Below are 22,569 nucleotides of genomic sequence, written 5' to 3'. Positions count from 1 at the left end.
CATGAAAAATAAACCTATGGTTATTTTTATTGGTTGCTGTTTAGTGCCTTTAGTTCTGGCTTATTTAGCATTAAAGCTAGACTGGATGCCTTCGACATCGACGAATAATGGTGAGTTTTTAACTACTGAAGTAAAAATTAAAGATTGGAAAAACTCAGAGCATAAGCAATGGACGATTGCTTTAAACCATCCAAAGCACTGCCAGCAGGCATGCGCTGAGCAGTTGCAAGCACTAGATAACCTATATATTGCGCTAGGTAAAAACCAAGGCAAGGTTGATATGGTTATTTTAGGCGCCACGCAGCAAGCCTCCTCTACTTGGCCGCAACTAGCCGGTATTGAGGAACTGACACCAGCCAGCTTATATTTAATCGATCATATGGGCTTAGTGGTTTTGCAATACCCGTATCGTGAAGAACCACAACAGAACCGTTTAACGCAAAAAGGCTTGCTCCAAGATTTAAAAAAATTACTTAACTATTCGCGTTCTAGCTGATCAAGGGAGTGTTAACTATGTATAAAAATTATAAGCACTTAGTGTTAGCCACTTTTCTGTTATCAATTTTAGTTGTTGGCTTAGGTGCCTATACGCGCCTTAGTGATGCGGGATTAGGATGTCCTGACTGGCCTGGTTGTTATGGTTTTTTAACTGTGCCAAAACATGAGGCTGATTTAGCTCATGTTGAGCAAACTTATCCAGATATGATGTTTGAAAAGGCAAAAGCATGGAAAGAAATGATCCATCGCTACTTCGCCGGTACTCTTGGGTTGCTTATCTTGGCGTTGTTTATTGTTGCTCTTAAAAAGCGTCAGCATCCAGTAATGCCAGTTAAGTTGTCATTTTTATTACTTGTCTTGGTGGTTTTTCAAGCCGTGCTTGGCATGTGGACAGTCACCATGAATTTGCAGCCATTAATCGTGATGGGCCACTTGTTAGGTGGATTTAGTATTTTGTCATTAATTACATTGCTGTATCTGCGGCTAACAGCGAAACCAATTACTGGGGGGGATGCAGCTGCACGACGCTACTTTACACTTAGCTTGGTGGGCTTAGTGGTGCTGATAATGCAAATTGCACTGGGAGGATGGCTCGCTGCGAATTATGCAGCTCCACATTGCAATGGGTTGCCGCTGTGTAGTTACGGACAACCGTTTTCACTGAGCAGTGTGTTTCAACTGCCGTTAGAGCACAGCACGTATGAATATGGTGTGCTATCACAGCAAGCTAGAATGTCGATTCATTTATTACATCGAATTTGGGCGTTAGTTACTTGTGTCGTGTTAGCGCTGATCATGTGGCGTATTTATAGCCGTGCAATATCAAAAAAAATTAAACAGTGCTGCGTTGCAGTATTGGTCGCATTGTTGTGCCAAATTTGTTTGGGCTTGGCGGTTGTGCATTGGCATTTTCCGTTAGCAGTAGCACTGGCGCATAACCTAATGGCTGCCATACTATTATTAACGGTAGTTCGTTTATGTTTTTACTTAAAAGCACGTACTTAGGGGCAGTTATGACACAATTAATAGCAATAACAAAGTTAGCACCCGGCCAAATTAGCGGCTTAATAAATGATTATTTAGCGATTAGTAAATTTAAAGTGGTTGCTATGCTGGTGCTTACTGCATGGGTTGGCTTAGCGCTAGCGCCAGATGTTGGCCGCGGTATTGGCGTACAGTTTATTAGTTTATTGGGGATCGGTTTTTTATCTGCTGCAGCGGCGGTGATCAATCATGTGGTCGATAGTGAAATAGATAGCAAAATGGCGCGAACTCGTCATAGGCCAGTGGCGAAAGGGCGATTATCTAAGTTTCATGCATTAAGCTTTGCAGCAGTGATTGGTGTTAGTGGCTTTGTAATGCTGGTGGTTTGGGCTAATACACTTACAGCAATATTGACCTTATTTGCGCTCGTGGGTTATGCGTTTATTTATACGTCATTTTTAAAGCGTGCAACACCACAAAATATTGTTATTGGTGGGCTTGCTGGGGCGATGCCGCCATTACTCGGGTGGGTATCTGAAACAGGCCAAATGGCTGCTGCGCCATGGTTACTAGTGATGATCATATTTACTTGGACCCCTCCTCACTTTTGGGCATTGGCTATCGCGCGTAAAAGCGATTATGAGCGCGCTAAAATCCCTATGCTACCAGTTACTCATGGAATAGACTTTTGTAAAACCTGTGTAGTTGCTTATTCAGTATTACTTACTTTAGTGTGCGTGTTGCCTTACTTGATTGGCATGTCGGGGGTTATTTATTTGGTAGCGGCGACTTTGCTCAATAGCATATTTACTTACAAGGCAGTAAAACTTAAATTGGCAGGAAATGACGATACCGCTATGGATTTATTTCGTTTTTCGATTGTGCATTTAATGTTACTCTTTGTCGCCTTATTTATTGATAAATGGTTTGTTATATGAATAGCTTAGCAGTTAGGTGTGGGCGTGGTATCTGGGGAGCATTAAGTTTATTGTTGTTGGCAGCTTGTAGTGATAATTCTATGCCAGAGGTTGAAGCTTTGGTGTATGAGCAAGCCAAGCCTTTGAGTGACTTTACCCTGCAAGATCAAAATGCTCAGCCAGTGAATAAACAAACTTTACAAGGGCAGTGGAATTTAGTTTTTTTAGGTTATACCAGTTGCCCTGATATCTGCCCGTTGACATTAGCAAAATTGAAAAGCGTTTATAACGCCTTGCATGATGAGTACCCATTGCAAATTTGGTTTTTAGCCGTTGACCCAAAACGTGACACAACTGCCAAACGCAAAGCTTATATTGATTACTTTAACCCTGATTTTTTAGCCGTTTCTGGAGAGCATAAAGACTTATTTCCATTGGTAAGAGAGTTGGGTCTCATTTACGCAATTAGCGATAGCGATGAGCCAGAATATGCGGTTGATCACAGTGCTTCAATCGCGATGGTTGATCCGCAAGGCGCTGTTAGGGCGATATTTAAACCTGAGTTTAAGCAAGGCAGTGTGCCATTAATTAATGCGAAATTATTAATAACAGAATTTAAATTGATTGCTGATCATTATAAATAAATGGGTTATTAGTATGTTTTCGATGATTATAACGGGGCGTTAGCCCCTTTTTTGTGCGTTTTATTTCCTCCTAGATAAATAAACTTACTCTTTTTTCAACGCATTTATGGCATTTTCACTAACTCAGTCTAAGCTTTTGTTATGAATTGGTTAAACATGGAAAGTGCTAAAAAATGTTGAAGCTTCCCGCAGAATTAGCAATCACCCAAGTTGAAAATTTACACCAAGATTTATTACAAGAATTGCACAGCAATGATGATGTGTGTCTGGATATTAGCGAAGTTGTGCGCGCAGATACCGCCTCAGTTCAATTGTTATGTGCTTTGCAAAAACACTTGCTATGTGTTCATCATAAAATTATTTGGATTGGGCAAAGTGAGCCTTTAAAAAATGCTATTAACCGCTTAGGCCTAAGCGAATATTTAATACTTGAGAGTGCAGACTAAGGGGTACATATGAAAAAAATTTTAGCCGTGGATGACTCTGCATCAATGCGCCAAATGGTCGGGTTTACGCTTAAAAAAGCAGGCTTTGATGTAACAGAGGCAAAGGATGGCAGTGAAGCATTAAATATAGCCAAACAGCAAGGCTTCGATGCTGTTATATCGGACGTCAATATGCCGGTAATGGATGGCATTACTTTGATCCGAGAATTACGAACTTTGCCCAACTATAAATTTACTCCGTTGTTGATGTTAACCACTGAATCAGGCATGGATAAAAAAGTTGAAGGCAAAGCTGCAGGGGCTACAGGCTGGATAGTTAAACCCTTTAATCCTGAACAATTATTAGCGGTTTTAAAAAAAGTTATTCGCTAATCTAGGGGACGGGTATGAGTATAGATTTAAGTCAATTTTTTGAAGTTTTCTTTGAAGAAAGCCTTGAAGGTTTAGATGCCATGGAAGCTGAGCTATTAAATTTAGTACCTGGCGAAGAAGACTTAGAAACAATCAATACTATTTTTCGTGCCGCACATTCAATTAAAGGGGGAAGCGGTACATTTGGTTTTAACTCTGTATCCGATTTTACCCATGTACTAGAAACCCTGTTAGATCAAATCCGTGAGGGAAAACGAGCGCTTACGGCTGAGCATGTTAATTTATTACTGAAATCTGTGGATTGCTTACGCGCTTTGCTTAGTGCCCTACAGGCAGAGCAAGCGCCTAATTTGGAAGAGGCGAATGAGCTTAGAAGTAAATTTGAGCAAATCTTAGGAGTGACCCCGGCTGGTACCGAGCAAATTGTAACCAAAAGTAAGCCTGCTGAACCTGAACTAAATACTTATCAAATTGATTTTAAACCTCACCATCATTTATTTAAAACCGGTAATGAACCACTATATATGATCAGTGAGCTTGCAGAGCTGGGTGATTTACAGACCCATGCTTTTCATAATGAGATACCTGATATTATTGATTTAAGTGCCGATGATTGCTTCCTATCTTGGCGGTTCTTTTTAAATACGGCAAAAGATGAAAGTGCAATTAGAGAAATTTTTGAATGGGTTGAGGATGATGCTGATATTAATATCACGCTCTGTGGTGGTTTGTTTGCACAGGAAGAACCGCCCCCCGCTGCGCGGGAATCGATAGCAGAAAAGCTTGCATCAACGCCAGCAGTCGCGGAGGTTATTGCGGTTAATCCGAGCCCCAAAGCAGCGGTAGCTAAAGTAACGACTCCAGCTGCAGCAGAATCAACCTCAATCAGAGTGGGCATCGATAAAGTTGATTCATTAATCAATATGGTAGGGGAGTTGGTTATTACGCAAGCTATGTTAAGTCAAATTGGAGAGCAGGAGGTCACCGAAGCGAGTATCGCTGCCTTGCAAGAAGGCTTAGCGCAATTAGCGCATAACACCCGAGATTTACAAGAGAGCGTTATGCGAATTCGTATGCTCCCGATCAGTTTTGTATTTAGCCGTTTTCCTCGTTTAGTAAGAGATATTTCGCAAAAGTTAAATAAACAAGTCGAGCTTAAACTACTTGGAGAGCAGACCGAGCTTGATAAGACCGTAATGGAGAAAATATCAGACCCTATGGTGCACTTAGTGCGTAACTCTTTAGATCATGGTTTAGAGACTGTTGAACAGCGCATAGCAGCTGGTAAAGATCCTGTTGGCAAGGTAACCCTGAATGCGTTTCATCAAGGGGGTAATATTGTTATAGAAATCATGGATGACGGACAAGGTCTGAATACGGCAAAAATAAAACAAAAAGCCGTTGCTAATGGATTAGTTTCCGACACGGATGAGTTGGATGATGATGAAATTAATGAATTGATATTTATGCCAGGTTTTTCAACCGCGGATGAAGTGAGTGACATCTCTGGGCGCGGTGTGGGAATGGATGTAGTCCGGCGTAATATTCAATCCCTCAATGGCTCTGTAGAAGTGTCATCTGCCGCAGGTGTTGGTTCTACATTTACGATTAGGCTGCCGCTAACGTTGGCTATTTTAGATGGTCAGCTAGTTCGAGTCGCGAAGCATACCTATATTATCCCCCTCATTTCCATTGTTGAATCACTGCAAATTGATATCAGCAAAGTGAGTCGAGTAGGTAAGGATTTAGATGTTCTTAGGCTACGAGATGAATATATCCCGATCTTACGCTTATACACTATTTTTAATCATCAAGGGGCAATAGAAACGCTTGATAAAACCTTACTCGTGGTGGTTGAAAGCGACAATCAAAAAGTAGGCTTATTAGTGGATGATTTATTGTCGCAGCAGCAAGTGGTGATCAAAAGCTTAGAAGCAAATTACCAAAAAGTGGATGGTGTGTCGGGTGCGACTATTTTAGGTGACGGGCGCGTTTCATTGATTGTTGATATCAGTGGCTTAATTAAATTGTCGGGGCTAAGAAAGCCTGGAAGCCAAGATTTACTAATTGAATCGAAAGCAAGTTTGGAGGCGTCATGATCTCTGCGCAAAGCAAAGTAGATAACAAAATAGTGCTGGAACAAGCGCAAGGCGTTAAGCAGTTTTTAACTTTTATTATGGCTGATGAAGAATATGGCGTTGATATTTTAACGGTTCAAGAAATTCGTAGTTGGGAAGAGATCACTGAAATCCCCAATGCTCCTGATTATCTCAAAGGAGTCATTAATCTACGAGGCACCATAGTGCCTATTTTAGATTTGAGATTACGCTTTGGCTTAGCGGCAATAGATTATGGCCCGCTGACCGTAGTGATAGTAGTGAAAGTGCATTTTGCGCAAAACAGTAAAATTATGGGCGTGGTCGTTGATGCTGTGTCGGATGTTTACAGTATCGCAGAGCAAGATGCGAAAACAGTGCCCAGTTTAACAGATTCAGAAAATGCTGAATTCGTAGCAGGATTGGTTAACGTTGGTGAAAAAATGGTGGCGTTACTTGATCTGAAAAAAACAATGGATATTTAGTGTCTTCACTAAATAAGCAAATGTAAATAAACAAAAAGGTGAAGGGCATGGGGTGGTTTAGCAATTCTAAAAATTCAAGATCTGACAATGATTTGGTTGTTGAGGCGTTAAATAAGTCACTCGCAGTCATTGAGTTTGAGCCAAGTGGCGTTATTTTAACGGCGAATGATAATTTCTTAACTGTTATGGGCTATCGACTTGAAGAAGTTCAAGGGCAGCACCATGCAATTTTTGTTGCTGAGAATGAAGCTAAAAGCACGGAGTATCAAGCATTTTGGCAGCGTTTACGCGCGGGTGAGTTTATTTCAGATGAATTTAAGCGGATTGCTAAAGATGGCCGCAACGTGTGGATACAAGCAACCTATAACCCTGTGCTAGACAGTACTGGCGCAGTCACTAAGGTGGTTAAATTTGCCAGCGATATTACCGCACAAAAAAATAAAGCCCATGAAACGGCAGGGCAGATTGAAGCTATTGATAAGTCACAAGCGGTGATTGAATTTGAACTTGATGGGACGATTATTTCGGCTAACGCAAACTTCTTACAGACCTTAGGTTATCAAAGTGATGAAATTGTCGGTAAGCACCATAGTATGTTTGTTGAAACAGCCTACTCAAAAAGTGATGAGTATCAACAGTTTTGGAAAAAGCTTAGTCGTGGCGAGTTTGATTCTGGTGAATATTTACGCATCGCAAAGGATGGCTCAGTAATCTGGATCCAGGCTTCCTACAACCCAATTTTTGACTTAACTGGCAAGCCTTACAAAGTTGTTAAATACGCTACTGATATAACTGCGCAAAAACAAGCAGAAGTAAAATCATTGCATGACGCACAACTTTCCCAAGCTCTACAAGTATGCCAAGCCAATGTGATGATAGCTGATAATAATTTAGAAATTGTTTACGTTAACGATCAAGTGCAGCGTATGTTACAAGCACGCGAAGAGACTCTTAAAACTGTACTACCAAGTTTTTCGGTCGCAAATCTAGTGGGCACTTGTGTTGATGATTTTCATAAAAAACCAGAACATCAAAGGCAGCTACTGGCTGAGTTACAGCAGCCACACAAAGCACAATTACGCTTAGCAGGGCTTATTTTTAGTTTGATTGCGACTCCTTGGGTTGGCACCGATGGCGAACGGCTTGGCACTATTGTTGAGTGGCAAGACATTACTGATGAGGTAAATCGGGCTGAAAAAGAAAAGCTCGAAGCAGAAGAAAATTTGCGAGTGCGCCGTGCTCTCGATCGCGTTGCTACCAATACCATGATTGCTGATGCTAGTAACGACATTATATATATGAATGAAGCCGTCTTAAAAATGATGCAAGTGGCAGAGTCCGATTTACGTAAAGATTTACCGCATTTTGATAGTAGTCAGCTAATGGGGCAAAATATCGATGTGTTCCATAAAAATCCAGCCCATCAACGGAATATGTTAGCTAAGTTAGAAACGACCTATAAAACAGAAATTCTAGTAGGTGGCAGAACATTTGGCTTGATTGCCAACCCTATTTTTACGCCTGAGAACACACGTATTGGCACGGTTGTGGAGTGGACGGATCGCACTGCAGAAGTCGCCATAGAACAAGAAATGGCAGGTTTAGTAAGTGCCGCAGGTAAGGGGGAGTTACAAGTAAGAGTTGAAGAAGCCAATAAAAATGGTTTCTTCCTACGCTTAGCGCAAGGACTAAATAGTTTAGTTTCTATCGTTGATGCTGCCGTATCAGATACTGCAACTATGTTAGATGCGTTAGCTAATGGTGATTTAACGATTCGTATCGAAAAAGATTATCAAGGTTCGTTTAATAAATTAAAGCAAGACGCCAATACAACAGCAGATAAATTGACAGAAGTAATAAACCGCATAAACACCTCCGCTACGCTAGTTGCCAGTGGAGCAGAAGAAATATCGCAAGGTAATGCTGATTTAAGTCAGCGCACTGAAGAGCAAGCTTCATCATTAGAAGAAACCGCAGCAAGCATGGAGCAAATGACCAGCACGGTTAGACAAAATGCCGACAATGCAAAAGTTGCCAATCAGCTGGCTGAAGAAACACAAAGTAAAGCGCAACAAGGAGGGGAGGTTGTTAACCGTGCGGTAACTAGTATGTCAGCCATTAATGAGTCGAGTAAGAAAATCGCAGATATTATTAGTGTGATTGATGAAATTGCTTTTCAAACTAATTTATTAGCGCTGAATGCAGCAGTTGAAGCGGCGAGAGCTGGAGAGCAAGGCCGTGGCTTTGCTGTGGTCGCAGGTGAAGTGCGTAATTTAGCCCAGCGTTCAGCGGGAGCGGCAAAAGAAATTAAAGAGCTGATCCGCGATAGTGTTGGTAAAGTTGAAGACGGTACTTTGTTAGTGAACGAATCAGGCGCCACTTTGAAAGAAATTGTGGTTGCAGTACAAAAAGTAACGGAAATGATTTCAGATATTGCACAGGCGTCTGAAGAGCAAAGCTCGGGTATTGAGCAGGTAAATAAAGCGATATCACAAATGGACGAAATGACGCAACAAAATGCAGCGCTGGTCGAAGAAGCTTCAGCTGCAGGCGAGTCGATGTCTGAGCAAGCAAATGATATGCGTCGCTTGCTTAATTTTTTCACTATAAGTGAGCAACACGAGTCAACTGTGGCGTCAGTGAAACCAGTGACTGCACCTGCTCGCAGTACTAATATTCGTAGCACTAATATTCGCAGTAAGGTACGAGGCGATAATTTTGCCGATTCAACAGATGAGTGGGAGGAGTTTTAAGTTTCTGTAAACTAAATGCCCGAAAACAATAACGTAAGTAAAGGCGTTACGCTGTACCACGGCTTTACTTGCCATTGTTGTAACGTTTAACCGCATTGCTGACGCGCCTATTACGAGTATCTGTAATGAAAGAGTTTTTATTAACCGATAGTGACTTTAAACAGATAGCAACGATTGTTTATCAGGCGTGCGGCATTGTTTTAGGTGAGCATAAACGGGAAATGGTTTATTCACGTCTTGCGCGCCGTATCCGAGCCTTAGGGTTTACAAGTTTTAAGCAATATTTGGCTTATTTACAGAACCATAAAGAACAAGAGTTTAGCGATTTTATAAACGCGTTAACCACTAATTTGACTTCATTTTTTCGAGAGTCACATCATTTTGATTATTTAAAATCACACGTAGTGCCTAAGTTATTAGTTGCCAATAAAAGTACTCGACGAGTGCGGATCTGGTCGGCTGGTTGCTCAACAGGGGAAGAGTCTTACTCTCTCGCTATGACCTTGCATGGCTTATTTCCTGGTGATTGGGATGTGAAAATCTTAGCCACAGATTTAGATTCAAACGTATTAGCAAAGGCGCAGTCTGGTACTTACACTGCAGCGAATGTTAGCGGACTGGAACGACAGCAATTACAGCGTTGGTTTTTAAAAAGCAAAGATGGCGAGCAGTTCAAAGTTAAACCTGAGTTACAGCAGAGCATTCACTTTAAGCGTTTGAACTTATTGCAGCAGTGGCCGATGAAGGGACCTTTTGATGTGATTTTTTGTCGTAATGTAGTGATTTATTTTGATAAACAAACAAAAGATCAGCTATTTACTCGTTACTGCAATATTTTAGCTGAGCAAGGGTATTTATTTTTAGGTCACTCTGAAACGATCGGGAAGGAACATCGTGAGTTTAAAAATTTAGGTAAAACGATGTACCTTAAGGTGAGCTATGGAGCATAATTTTAAACCTGTATTGCATGGCTTTGAGCATATCAAACGCTTTTGGGATTCAGGATTGCAGCGAGTCGTCGCTAAAGTTTTACCCGGTGAGTTTTATGTATCGAAACACGATGAAGTTATTTCTACGGTGTTAGGCTCATGCATTGCTGCATGTATTTATGATGACAAGTTAGGTATTGGTGGTATGAATCACTTTATGCTGCCTATTGAAAGAGGTGCAGAGCCTACTAGCGCACATAATTTAAATTGTCGTTATGGTAATTGGGCAATGGAGTTTTTAATAAATGAAGTACTTAAAAATGGCGCATCGAGGCAAAACTTAAAAATAAAATTATTTGGTGGCGGGAAGATTATTCGCTCAATGACTGATATAGGCCTTGGTAATATTCGCTTTGCACATTCCTATGTACAAGAAGAGGGGTTAAACTTAGTGTCACATGATGTGGGTGGTCCTTGGCCTCGCAAGGTCAATTTTAATCCTCAAACAGGGAGAGTGCAGGTGAAAAAATTGCGTGAAATGCACAGTGAGGCAATCGAAAAACGCGAAATCAGCTATTTACACCATATCGAAGAACAAGATTCAAAAACCGATATCGAGTTATTCTAAGGGGCTTAGTATGGTCAAGGTGCTAGTAATTGATGACTCGCCATTGATACGACGGGTATTAACTGAAATTTTGCAGCAGGCTGATGACCTTGAAGTTGTAGGCAGCGCAGAAGATCCTTATCAAGCACGAACAATGATTAAGCAGCTTAATCCTGATGTACTCACCTTAGATATTGAAATGCCAAAAATGGATGGCATTAGTTTTTTGAAAAACTTAATGCGACTGAGACCGATGCCAGTGGTAATGATCTCAACACTGACGCAAAAAGGTTCTCCTATCACTTTGGAAGCTTTGGAGTTAGGGGCGGTTGATTTTATTGCGAAGCCAACAGTCAATGCTTCTAAGCAATTTACCCAGTACGCAAAAGTAGTGCAACAAAAGGTACGTACAGCCGCTGCAGCCCGAGTACGAGCTTTTAAGCTTAATGAAGTTAAGCCAATAGAAACATTACATAACAGCCAGTTTAGCCTGAAAAAAGTGGTGGCAATTGGGGCATCAACAGGCGGCACTGAAGCTATCAAAGAAGTATTAATACGAATGCCGGAAAACTGCCCGCCAATAGTGATCACTCAGCATATCCCACCAGTGTTTAGCAGTTCGTTTGCGCAGCGAATGGACCGAACTTGCGCTATTAATGTGAAAGAAGCGCAGCATGGCGATAAGTTGGCCGCTGGCTGGGCATATATTGCACCAGGGGATCAGCATTTGAGTGTGGTACAACGAGGGAGCAGTTTATACTGCCAACTTGATCAGAGCGATCCGGTCAATCGCCACCGCCCAGCGGTTGATGTATTATTCAATTCTCTGGTTGAGGTGTGTCCCAAAAATACAATTGCGGCTTTATTGACTGGTATGGGGAACGATGGTGCGAAAGGCTTACTAGCATTAAAACAGCATGGCGCATATACCGTAGCGCAAGATGAGCTATCGTCTGTGGTATGGGGAATGCCTAAAGCCGCGATTGAATTGGGCGCGGCTATAGATGTTGTTTCACTTGATAGGGTTGCTCAGCAGTTATTGAGTCAAGCAATTAAGCATTAATCGACGATCACCCAGGGTTGAGAAAACCAATAGTAACTACCCTTGTGACTAATTGATGGTGCTGTACAGTTAAATCGAGAGCGACCTTGAGCAAGCGGTTTTGGTGAATTTATCACCACGGTATCTGCAGCCGACCATACTAATTTTGCTTGACCGACTCCTGATACATAACACGCTAACTGACTTTTATGAAAATCGTCCATATTAAATTGGATGCTAATTTGCGGTGGGTTTTCATTCGTTACACTATCTAGATAACTGAGTTTTTGGATTGAAAATGCGCGAGAGTTAAGTTTAGTGATTAAAGTGTCAAGCTTGCTATAAAAGCCAGATGCAGGGAAGCGAGGTAAGCGGCTAAAATCAGACTCTTTATTAACGGCGCCTGAGTGTTGACCAATACCAATAAATCCCAGCTCCTTTACTAAACTTTGTAATTGGTTATTAAATTCACCATAAGGATACGCTAAGTATTTATAATCATGACCAATTTCTTCTTTTATACGTTGTTGTGATGACAAAATATCCTGTTTGATACGTGCTTGCCATTGCTGGGTTGTTTCATTGGCTAGTTTATGGTGTAGGTAATCATGTTGTGCACTATGATTGCTGATCAGTGCCCCTTTTTTGGCAAGCTCTCTGAGTTTATCCCAACCCATCACATAAGCTTCACCTTCATCAATCAATTTTGGATTAACAAAAATGGTGTAAGGGTATTTAAATTTCTCTAATATCGGCGCGGCTTGTTCGTAATTGTTGTTGTAACCATCATCAAAGGTAATTGCGACAGTTTTATCTGGTAAACTTTGGCCTTGTTGTAAGCTTGTCAGTAAATCATTCAATGGGATGACATTAAAATCATGGTCTTTTAAATAATTCAGGTGTTCAGTGAAGGTTTCTGCACTAACACTTGTGACCGCCGGTAAGGTTTCACTGACATGATGGTACTGTAAAATAACTGCGCTGTGAGCAGGTAAAGATAGCCAGAATAGGATTGATAATACACTGTGAAAAAGTTTCTTAAACGTCATAAAGCACACCATAAAAGCTTGCTGTTGTTAGCCGGTCCAATGATACTATCAAATATAACCGTGCCACTGTTAGGATTAGTTGATACTGCTGTAATTGGCCACCTTGGCAGCGCGCATTTTCTGGCTGGCATTGCGCTAGGCGCCACTGTGATTTCGTTATTATTTTGGCTTGCTGGTTTTTTACGTATGAGCACTACGGGGTTAGTTGCACAAGCTTACGGAAAAAAAGACTACCGCCAATTAGCAGGGTTATTGAAGCGCAGCTTACTTTTAGCGCTCATGGTTGCGTTTATATTAATTGCTTTATCTGGGCTGATCAAGCATGCCATAGCCTACCTTTCTGGCTCCAGTGATGAAGTACTTGTGCAAGCCTATCGTTATTTTGAAATTCGCATTTTCAGTGCCCCTGCGGCACTTTGTAATTTAGTGTTATTAGCGTGGATGCTGGGGGTTCATTATGGCAAAGGGCCTTTTTACTTATTACTCGTCACCAACCTTACCAACATTGTATTAGACATTTATTTTGTGGTGTTTTTAGATTGGCAAGTGGCTGGCGCTGCATGGGCGTCAGTGATTGCTGATTATATAGCCTTTATCTTTGCATTATTTTTAGTGTTTAAATTAGCAAGAAAAATGGCGGTTCCCTTGCTTATTAGTGGCTGGTTTAGCGCACAGCAAATATGGGCCCTGTTAAGTTTGAATCGTGATATTTTCATTCGCTCCTTAATTTTGCAGCTTTGCTTTAGCTTTATGACCTTCTATGGGGCCCGTATTGGCGAGATAACCTTGGCAGTGAATGCGGTATTGCTAAACTTTTTAATGTTAGTCAGTTTTGCTTTAGATGGCATCGCTTATGCTAGTGAGGCAAAAGTGGGGCAAGCAAAAGGCCAAGGGAGTGCGCGACGCGTTCACTTATGGGTAAAAATTAGTGTATTTTGGGGGGCGCTTTTTGCCTTTGCGTACTGCGTGTTTTTTGCTTTGTTAGGCTCGCAGATAATTACTTTATTAACCGATATACCGAAAGTTATTGAAGCGGCAAATAGCTACCTACCATGGTTGATTTTTATGCCGCTTGCAGCAATGAGTTGCTTTTTGTTTGATGGTATTTTTGTTGGTTTAACGCGTGCAAAAGATATGCGTAATACAATGGTATTTTCAGCGTTAGTCGGTTTTTTTGGCGTGTTTTGGCTATTTAGTGATTGGCAAAATCATGGCTTGTGGTTAGCAATGAGCTGCTTTATGTTGCTTAGGGGCTTAACCTTAATTGCCCGCTACAGGCAGTTACGAAGAGCTAATCAATTGCTTCGTTAAAATTCTATCGGTACATACTATTAATTACGTGTGTTAATTTTTAGTTTCGTCTATCCTTATTCTTTATGCTGAAGTTTGAAATAAAGGGTAGAGAAAAATATGCTAAGTCGGTTGTTGGTGTTAGCTTGCATTTTCTGTTTTGTACGATGTGAAAATACCTTGGCAGCCTTTCAACATTACGGCATCGAAGAAGGGCTTTCGCAAAGTGTAGTATTCAACATTCAGCAAGATCAACAAGGGTTTATGTGGTTTGCTACTCAAGATGGTTTAAATCGTTTTGATGGTAATCAGTTTGAGGTGTTTAAAACATCGGCGAAAAGTAACAACTCACTTTCTAATAATTACATTTACCCTTTGCTATTAGATAGCCAAAATCAACTGTTTATAGGTACTCGGCATGGTGGGGTGAATCATTTAAACCTATTCAGTTATCAGTTTGCTTCCCCTCAACTCGAAAACAAACGTATTACGGCGCTACTTAATTATAAAAACTGGCTGATAGTTGGTACTTTTGACGGCATGGTATATCGGCTTAACCAAAATACCGCTGAAGTTGAGCTCATTGCGAATGAATTACTAAAGCCGGTGTATGCACTCACTATAGTGAAAGACATAATTTGGATTGGCACACATGGTAATGGCCTGCATCATTTTGATCTAAAAGAAAATAACTTTGTAGCAGATTATTTACTTAACGTGTTTGGTGACGTGCCAGTTCATCCTAGTATTTTTGCCATTAAACAAAGTAGTGATTCGCATATTTGGTTGGCTACGCAAGGTGGTGGCGTGTATGAAATCGATTTAATCAAAAACAGTTATCAAAATTGGCGACATGATCCCAACAATGCCAACTCGCTATCAAGCGATCAAGTACGCGATATTGCATTTGACCAGCAAGGACGCGTTTGGTTGGCAACTCGTGGTGCTGGAGTCAGTATCTATGATCGACAAAGCAAACAGTTTAGCCGTTTAGAGCACGATCCATTTGATAGTTATAGTCTTGCACACAATAGGGTGTATAGCGTGTTTCAGGACCAAACTGGCATTATGTGGTTTGGTACAGCCAATGGCATTAGTAAGCTTGATCCAACCACCCTTAATTTTAATAAATTGAAAAAGCCTAATCCACTCACCAGCAATGATGCATGGGCCTTGTATGAAGACCCGCAACAACGCATTTGGTACGGAAGCTGGGGAGGTGGCATTGATATACTGGATCGCCAATTTAATCGCATAAAACATTTAGATAAAGATTCACAACCTTTGGCGTTATCAAGTAATGCCATTAAAGCTATTACGCAAGATCAGCAGGGCAATACATGGATTGGTACGTGGGCTGATGGTATCGATGTGATCACTAAACAAGGCCAACTGATCTCTTATAAAGCAGGCATTGGCGAGCATGGTTTGACTGAAAATAGTATTTATTGTTTGTTAGTAGATAAACATAATGATGTATGGGTAGGAACTAATGGAGGTGGTTTATTTCGCTTTGATAGCACGACCCAACAATTTATCAGTTATGCAGTTAAGCAAGGTGATTCAAACCTAATAATAACGGCTCCACGGGTTACCAGTATTTACCAAGATAACGATCAGCAATTATGGCTTGCCACTGATGGTAAAGGAGCTTACCGCTATGATTTTATGAGTAACCAACTAACCAATTATACCAAGCAAGAAAATGGCATGGGATTGAGTCATAACACAGTGCGTGCATTTTTACGGCGTGACAATAATGATATGTGGTTGGCGACCTCAGATGGCATTAATATTCTTAGTGCAGACTCTGAAAAAATTATTCATATAGGTCTTGAGCAAGGGTTGCCTAATCAGGTTGTCTACGGCTTACTTAGTGGCAAGCAGCATAATGTGTGGCTAAGTACAAATAACGGTTTAGTTAAAATTGACAGTCAAAGCTATCAAATTACTCATTTTCAAGCTAAAGATGGTTTGCAGGGCAATGAATTTAACGCGGGGGCTTATTTAAAAAGTAAGACTGGGCAGATTTTCTTTGGTGGCACACAGGGGGTGACCGTGTTTCAGCCTGGGGAGCATACGCAAAATCAGGGAAGCGCAAAGCTTGCGCTAACAGCGTTAAGTTTTGACGATAACGCATTGGTTAATAGGTATGATAGTGCGCTGGGGATGCATTATGAAATTGAGAAAAGCCGCCAGTTAGAGATTGCTGCTGATGTGCAGCGGGTATCATTAACGATTAACTACCTACATTACTTAGAACCCGACAAAAACCAATATCGTTACCGTTTAACCGGTTTCGAGCAGCAATGGCGTACCGCACAGGGCAGCAACTTAAAAATTGATTACACAAACCTACCTCCTGGGCAGTATCAGTTAATCGTTGAAGCATTCTCTAAAACGGGTGTGCAAGCCTTAGCTCCGGTATTCATCAATTTTAATGTACTTACCCCTTGGTGGCGCTCTTGGGTATTCTATATTGGCTACTTTTTTGTTGGTATTGCTGCTATTTGGCTGTGTATTGTTTTATGGACGCGTCGGTTAAGGCATCAAAAAGCGGAATTGGAAGAGTTTGTGGCGCTGCGCACTCAAGAAATAGCCCAGCAAAAAACACTTATCGAGCAGCAGGCAAGCGCACTTAGTGATACATTAGAAAATAAAGTACGCTTTTTCACTCATGCCTCACATGAGTTAAGGACCCCACTGAGCTTATTAGTCGCGCCGTTGCAAGCGCTGCTTGCTAACGAAAGTAATGAGAAAAAAAGACACAATCTAAATTTAGCACTACGAAACGCGAAGCGGTTGGAAAACCTAGTCGATAAGCTGTTAACCCTCACACGTTTTGATGAAAGTAGCGCTGAAGAGATCAAATATATTTCTCTTTCGGCAATCGCTCGTGAAGTTGCAGCTCAATTTAATGTGTTGGGTGAGCAGCAATTGCAGTTTGATTACCAAATAGACGATGGCCTGTATGTAAATGCCAGCCGCGAAGGTTTGATTACGATCTTTAGTAACCTATTAAGTAATGCGTTTAAATATACAACTCAAGGAGAGATCGAGTTTATTGTCTTACGACAAACACAGCAGGTAAAAATTACAGTTCGTGATACCGGACGCGGCATTGCAGAGGTTGAAAGAGATAAAGTTTATGACTTGTTCTATCGTGCCAGCGGTCACTCAAACATTGAAGGCAGTGGCGTAGGCTTATCAATAGTAAAGCGTCTTGTTGATAAATATAAAGGCAAAATCACACTAAGTAGTACGCTATTAAAAGGCACTGAATTTACGGTATTGCTCGATTTAGTTACGCCATTACCAAAGCGAACAACTGCGTTGCTACAGCATGTTACCCCAGTTACAAGTAACCCAAACAGTAATAAAACGGCGACCATATTGGTGGTTGAAGATAACGATGATCTTCGTCATTACTTGCATAGTGAACTCAGTATTAAATACAAAGTATTGACTGCTGAAAATGGTAAGGTGGCGATGGATTTATTACTTGAATACGTGCCTGACCTAATTATTACCGATTTAATGATGCCTGAAATGGATGGTTTTAGTCTTTTACAAGAGTTACACCGATCGCATGTAACCTGTCATATCCCAGCAATTATTTTAACAGCTAAAGGGGATCACGATAGTAAATTAAAAGGTTTAAACCATTATGCAATGGATGTAATAACGAAACCATTTGAGCGTGCTGAGTTATTAGTGAAAGTTGATAACTGGGTTGATTGGGTTGCCAAATATCATCAGCAAAGAACAACGCACAGTTCTCATTCGCAGCTAGACGCGACAACCGCGATGACAGATCCAAAAGATTCCCAGCTGTTAATTAATATTGATACGTTTTTAGCGGAAAACTACCATCGTCCCGAGTTAACTGTGCCTATGTGTGCAAAACAGCTCGCTTTAAGTGAACGACAATTGCAGCGAAAATTAAAAGTGCTCGTTAATGTATCTCCCACAGAATACATCCGTGATTATCGACTAACCAAAGCGGCGGAGTTAATTCGCACGGGTCAGCAAATAAACTTAGTTATTGAAAAAGTTGGTTTTACCTCCCGATCTCACTTTTCAAAGACTTTTAAAGCTAAATACAATATGACTGCAAAAGAATTTCAGTGTTCTAATTGATTGAATTTTAATGATTTGTCGCTATAGAGAACATTTTAGTCGTAATAGAGAGCGGATTTTTATTGAGTCTGCTCTATGATATTCATTAGCACAGCTTGAAACACTGCGTGCAGATGAAATTTCTCCTTAGGCAGAGGTTGGAGAGTAGGCCCGGCCTTTGCCATTTTCTTGTACAAGCCATAGTCACACCCATCTATATAGCCCATCAGCTTTCTTGTTTTGTGCAGTATTCATTACCTGCAACAACAGGTCACTTAATTAATAAAAAGCACTCACTCAAAACAGGAGTAATTGTGTTTTTTATTACTTAATTTAATTTTAAGATCTTGATAGTTAATGTTTTGTCGGTATCTCGCTCATTTTAGTCGCATATGAGCACCTTTATTTTATTAAATTATTCTACGCTATTTAATTAGCTCATTTCATTAAGGCATATGTACAAATTAAGCACCTAGAAAGACCGTTGTACATGGATGTTTATAATTGCTAATCGCCACTATTTTCCTCTTTGTATTTTCGTGATGTCTTATTGCTATCGCTGAAATGAAAACGCAGATCTAAACATGCCAGCGTGGCAATCAAACATTGATTACACGCATTTGCTTGGTGATTAAATAAAGGAAAATACTATGTACTCACAAAGTAGAATTAAAGCGCTGGGAGCAGCGACACTACTCGTTAGTTCTCTTCATCTTGCAGGATGTGGAGGTGGTGGAAGTGATGATTCACCAGCTCCAACCCCCCAGCCAGTTGATAACAATAAACCCACAGTGAGTATAACGAGCGATACAGAGGTAACTGAAGGTAATGATATTACAGTTACGGCTTCCGCCACAGACAGTGATGGTAGTATCGCAAGCTATGCTTGGAAATATGTTTCTGGTCCGCAAGTAACGCTATCAGGAGCCAATGAGAAGCAAGTGAGTTTTACTGCTCCAGATATTGAAGATGACCAACAGTTAGTCCTTGAAGTGGTGGTCACAGATGACAAAGGAGCAACAGCAACGGCAACAGTCACTATCAATATCAAGCGTAAGGTTTTAACAGTAACTATTACCGGTATCGTGACGGATGGGCCGATTGACTCACCCAATATTGTGGTGATGGTTGGTGATGAAGAATTTACAATCGATGCGGATCAAAGCGGTAAATATAGCATTGAAATCACAGTTGATGACTCTGATGCTGATAAGTTAGTGAAGTTGGTTGCGTTGGGTAATAACGCGATTAATCCTGAAGTTGAATTCATTTCACAATTGCGCTCGGTGGCCACTTTACTATCGCAAGCTGGAGAAGATGGAAAACTGACGAAAGATGAAAATTTCGGCGTTAATATAACCAATGTTAGTACAGCCGAATTTGCACTACTTAGCCGTGATAATGGTGAAGTAATTGATGAGCAAACACTCGATAAAGCATTATTAGCAGTTGATGCTGATGAAAAACTGCTATTAGCAGCACTGATCAAAATAATTGTTGATAATGACGAATATGCGCTACCGGAAGGAGTGGAGTCGACTTTTGACTTAATTAGCAATGCAGATGATATTGAAAACTTTGTTAATACAGTAAATAACCAAGATCCGACATTAATTGCGACAATAAAAGAGGCAATAAAAGAAGATGGTGAGCTAGTAGATAATAGTATTGGTGGGATCAGCGGCCAGTATGTAATGTTAACGCCTAAGTATTATAACTATAGTTCTTCACAAGTTAATTTTAATAGTGATGGCTCTGGTTATTATAGTACCTATAATATCGATACATCGTTTACTTGGCAGCAACAAGATGGCGATATTGCAATTTCACTCGCTGAGCCGGTGAAAGAGTCATGCAGCTTTGTTTCAGACGACAGTGGCACTCAACAAGAGCAGTGTAACTACCTAGTTGCAATGAGTATGACCGTTTTGTTAGAGAACGAAGCTAATCGCACAGTGGAGTTCTATGAACAATACCAGACAATAGCAGAGTCATCTGCTGAGGTGGTAAATACAAACGAGTACACTAGTAACCTAACTTTAATCGCGAAAGAAAAAACCTTATCAGTAAATGAACAGCAACTGGTTGGGACTTGGTATGTAGATCGTATTTCTCGGCTTGATGGTTTTAGTGAGGCCGTTGCACTGAACTTGCAAAGTGGTGGTACAGGTACATTGGTTGATAATGATAAAACCCCAGTTGCAATCACTTGGACTATTGTTGGTAATCAGCTACAAGTAAGCAGCGAAGCTGAAGAGCTTAGTTTTAATTATGCATTTTGGTTGGTTAAAGATGTTGTTGCAGGCTATCAGTTTGTTGCATCGTTGAATGCTAAAGATGAAAGTGCAACGCGTACTGCCTCCGGATTAATGATTAAAGATAACTCTTTAACATTTGAACGTTCAGAATTATTAGGTAAATGGACTATTTACCAAGGTTATAACGTGCCGCAAACAGATCTTCATTATGATGTATATGAAGATGGCTTAATGAACTTTAATCTTGACCAAGACTACCGCTCTTGGTTAGTCGATAGCGAAGGTAAATTCATTCGTAATAATTATTTTACTGATTCGGGTGTCCAACCTATCTGTGATCGTCCGGATAATAGCTGTCCAGTTTATAGTGAGTTTTCACAGCAACTACTGGCGAAGCATAATGGCCATTACTACAGCTACCGTAAATACCGTTTCTTTAATTATGATGGTAGTGAGAGAATGGAAGATTACTCGTCATATATTCGTGAATTTTCGGTATCAGTTGATTATGGCGTTAATAAATTTGCCCCTTATTGGTTAGAGAATAATTCAGGATTTGATGAGAATGGTTACCCAACCAATGTTAATTACATCACACTTTATACGCCAAAAGAGCAAGCGGTAGAATCAGTTACCATTGCGACAACGTATAACGAAGAGCTTGATAAAAATGAGTACACGCTAACTCAGCAGTATCAGGGCATGACTACTGAAAATAGCTATACCTTAGCGGCAGGAAAAATACTCTTTGGTACGATGAAAGCTGAAATCAGTGACTTTGATCGTGATTACTTAACTGTTTGTATTTATGAAAATACAGCAACCTGTACAGAGTCAGATAAGCAACGTTGGTATTTTGATGCTGCCAAAGCGCAACAACAAGTAGTTGCTGTTCGCCCAACACCGGCTCATCCACTGGATGGCGCGTGGCAATTAGCGCATGAACCAACTGCAATCATTGTTTTCTTAGATGGTAAATGGGTTCATATACAAACGAATGATGGTGATAATGTTGACGATGCATTTTCTGGTTATGAAGTGGGTGATTTTATCTGGGATGAAGCAACAGGCCAATTAACCGTAAATGTGATTGAAGACACCAATGGTTCGTGGGGCTTAAGCAGTGATGTTGTCTCTCCAGGGACAGATAATATTCGCAATGTCATCTATGCGAGTGCCCAAAGCGATGGTGATACGCTCCTGCTGACTGTGGATGAATGTGCTGACAGTTATAGTGGTAGTAAATGTGTTGAAGGTGATGAGGGGTATGAACGGTTCAGTTATGAAATGACGCGTGTTTATGACCCCGCTCAACCACATGTAGGTGGCTACTATGAAGGCTCTATTGCTAACAATGATTTCTTCTTATCGGTACTAAAAAGTGATGGTTACTTCTTTGAGTTTGAAAATACAAGTGAGTATGAAAAAGGCATTGCTGTAGGGACTTATACAGTGCAAGGCGATCCAAGCGGTGACCCTGACGTTTTAAGTGTTACTGTTGAAACGTATATCAATGAATTGGATGAACCTGAATATTATGACCCATACTTTGTTGTCAAAGCTCAAGGAAATCAACTGATTTGGCATGATGGCGATGACTTCGGTGTGATGCAGCGAGTCACTAATATTATTGAGCCGATTAGCTTTACTGAAGCGGATGTTCTTGGCCAGCATATCTTACGCTATATCACTGAAGATGGCAGCGGCACGGTGGAGCTGTTAATCGAAGTGAAAAGTGACAAGACAGCTCGCTTTGAAATTAACGGCGAAATCCGTAATGTTGAATGGTCTTTAGAGCTTGGGCACCTTAAGTTGTATAGCCCACTTGAACTGGAAGGTGATTCAGCCTATGGCGTGTTGATTTCGCCAGAAGCGATGATTGCAGATGGCTTTGTGGTATCAGCATTTGGCTTCGAAGCACCAGCTAATCACCCTGATCAAGAAGACCCAGAATTACACATTAGTGTGATGGGAGAAATGATCAAACACCCTTAGTAATAGTAAATAAATTAACACCAGGGTTCGATGACCTTGGTGTTAATTACTTCGTTATAACCGATGCTATTTAAATAAGGAGTGA

Annotated in this window: 16 protein-coding genes; 15 read left to right on the top strand and 1 reads right to left on the bottom strand. The window is 40.8% G+C overall.

Features of this window, described 5'->3' with window-relative positions; genetic code table 11:
- Position 1 precedes the first annotated feature (1 nt).
- The 12 genes from CWB85_RS08035 (at position 2) to CWB85_RS07980 (ending at position 11,794) form a co-directional block, all read left to right on the top strand.
- Positions 2 to 496 (top strand): hypothetical protein, encoded by a 495-nt coding sequence (locus tag CWB85_RS08035; protein ID WP_016709016.1) that lies wholly within the window; start codon positions 2 to 4, stop codon positions 494 to 496.
- Between the two features lie 17 nt (positions 497 to 513).
- Entirely contained in the window at positions 514 to 1,503 is a 990-nt protein-coding gene (locus CWB85_RS08030) for a COX15/CtaA family protein (RefSeq protein WP_138554592.1), read from the top strand.
- Between the two features lie 8 nt (positions 1,504 to 1,511).
- A complete protein-coding gene (gene cyoE, locus CWB85_RS08025; RefSeq protein ID WP_036981111.1) occupies positions 1,512 to 2,420 on the top strand; it encodes a heme o synthase in 909 nt (302 codons plus the stop codon).
- A complete protein-coding gene (locus CWB85_RS08020) occupies positions 2,417 to 3,043 on the top strand; it encodes an SCO family protein (protein WP_138554591.1) in 627 nt (208 codons plus the stop codon). Before cyoE ends, CWB85_RS08020 begins: the two co-directional genes overlap by 4 nt.
- Positions 3,044 to 3,216: 173 nt before the next feature.
- On the top strand, positions 3,217 to 3,489 hold the full coding sequence (locus tag CWB85_RS08015) for an STAS domain-containing protein (protein ID WP_016709020.1): 273 nt from the start codon (positions 3,217 to 3,219) through the stop codon (positions 3,487 to 3,489).
- A 9-nt stretch (positions 3,490 to 3,498) separates the two neighbouring features.
- Positions 3,499 to 3,861, top strand: a complete 363-nt coding sequence (locus CWB85_RS08010) for a response regulator (protein WP_016709021.1) — start codon at positions 3,499 to 3,501, stop codon at positions 3,859 to 3,861.
- Positions 3,862 to 3,875: 14 nt separating this feature from the next.
- Positions 3,876 to 5,960 (top strand): chemotaxis protein CheA, encoded by a 2,085-nt coding sequence (locus CWB85_RS08005; protein WP_138554590.1) that lies wholly within the window; start codon positions 3,876 to 3,878, stop codon positions 5,958 to 5,960.
- Positions 5,957 to 6,442, top strand: coding sequence for a chemotaxis protein CheW (locus CWB85_RS08000; RefSeq protein ID WP_016709023.1), 486 nt, complete (start codon positions 5,957 to 5,959; stop codon positions 6,440 to 6,442). Before CWB85_RS08005 ends, CWB85_RS08000 begins: the two co-directional genes overlap by 4 nt.
- A gap of 47 nt (positions 6,443 to 6,489) precedes the next feature.
- Positions 6,490 to 9,195, top strand: a complete 2,706-nt coding sequence (locus CWB85_RS07995; RefSeq protein WP_138554589.1) for a methyl-accepting chemotaxis protein — start codon at positions 6,490 to 6,492, stop codon at positions 9,193 to 9,195.
- A 125-nt stretch (positions 9,196 to 9,320) separates the two neighbouring features.
- Positions 9,321 to 10,145 (top strand): CheR family methyltransferase, encoded by an 825-nt coding sequence (locus CWB85_RS07990; protein ID WP_138554588.1) that lies wholly within the window; start codon positions 9,321 to 9,323, stop codon positions 10,143 to 10,145.
- The gene (cheD, locus tag CWB85_RS07985) at positions 10,135 to 10,752 is read left to right on the top strand and encodes a chemoreceptor glutamine deamidase CheD (protein ID WP_016709026.1); all 618 of its coding nucleotides are present in this window, start codon (positions 10,135 to 10,137) and stop codon (positions 10,750 to 10,752) included. Before CWB85_RS07990 ends, cheD begins: the two co-directional genes overlap by 11 nt.
- 10 nt (positions 10,753 to 10,762) lie before the next feature.
- Entirely contained in the window at positions 10,763 to 11,794 is a 1,032-nt protein-coding gene (locus CWB85_RS07980; RefSeq protein ID WP_138554587.1) for a protein-glutamate methylesterase/protein-glutamine glutaminase, read from the top strand.
- On the opposite strand, the gene CWB85_RS07975 is transcribed toward CWB85_RS07980, so the two are convergent.
- On the bottom strand, positions 11,791 to 12,822 hold the full coding sequence (locus CWB85_RS07975) for a polysaccharide deacetylase family protein (RefSeq protein WP_138554586.1): 1,032 nt from the start codon (positions 12,820 to 12,822) through the stop codon (positions 11,791 to 11,793). The genes CWB85_RS07980 and CWB85_RS07975 overlap by 4 nt on opposite strands.
- Here CWB85_RS07975 and dinF point away from each other — a divergent pair.
- The 3 genes from dinF to CWB85_RS07960 all read left to right on the top strand — a co-directional run bounded on the left by dinF (position 12,799) and on the right by CWB85_RS07960 (position 22,484).
- Entirely contained in the window at positions 12,799 to 14,133 is a 1,335-nt protein-coding gene (gene dinF, locus CWB85_RS07970) for an MATE family efflux transporter DinF (protein ID WP_138554585.1), read from the top strand. The two genes, CWB85_RS07975 and dinF, sit on opposite strands and share 24 nt — an antisense overlap.
- Positions 14,134 to 14,292: 159 nt before the next feature.
- Positions 14,293 to 18,252, top strand: coding sequence for a hybrid sensor histidine kinase/response regulator transcription factor (locus CWB85_RS07965; RefSeq protein WP_171038996.1), 3,960 nt, complete (start codon positions 14,293 to 14,295; stop codon positions 18,250 to 18,252).
- Positions 18,253 to 18,881: 629 nt separating this feature from the next.
- Complete coding sequence (locus CWB85_RS07960) at positions 18,882 to 22,484, top strand: PKD domain-containing protein (RefSeq protein WP_138554583.1); 3,603 nt, start codon at positions 18,882 to 18,884, stop codon at positions 22,482 to 22,484.
- Positions 22,485 to 22,569 lie beyond the last annotated feature (85 nt).

Source organism: Pseudoalteromonas sp. S1727 (assembly GCF_005886375.1).
Classification (GTDB): Bacteria; Pseudomonadota; Gammaproteobacteria; order Enterobacterales; family Alteromonadaceae; genus Pseudoalteromonas; species Pseudoalteromonas haloplanktis.
Note: the sequence above shows the minus strand (reverse complement) of the source record. Positions and strands in the feature narration are given on the sequence as shown.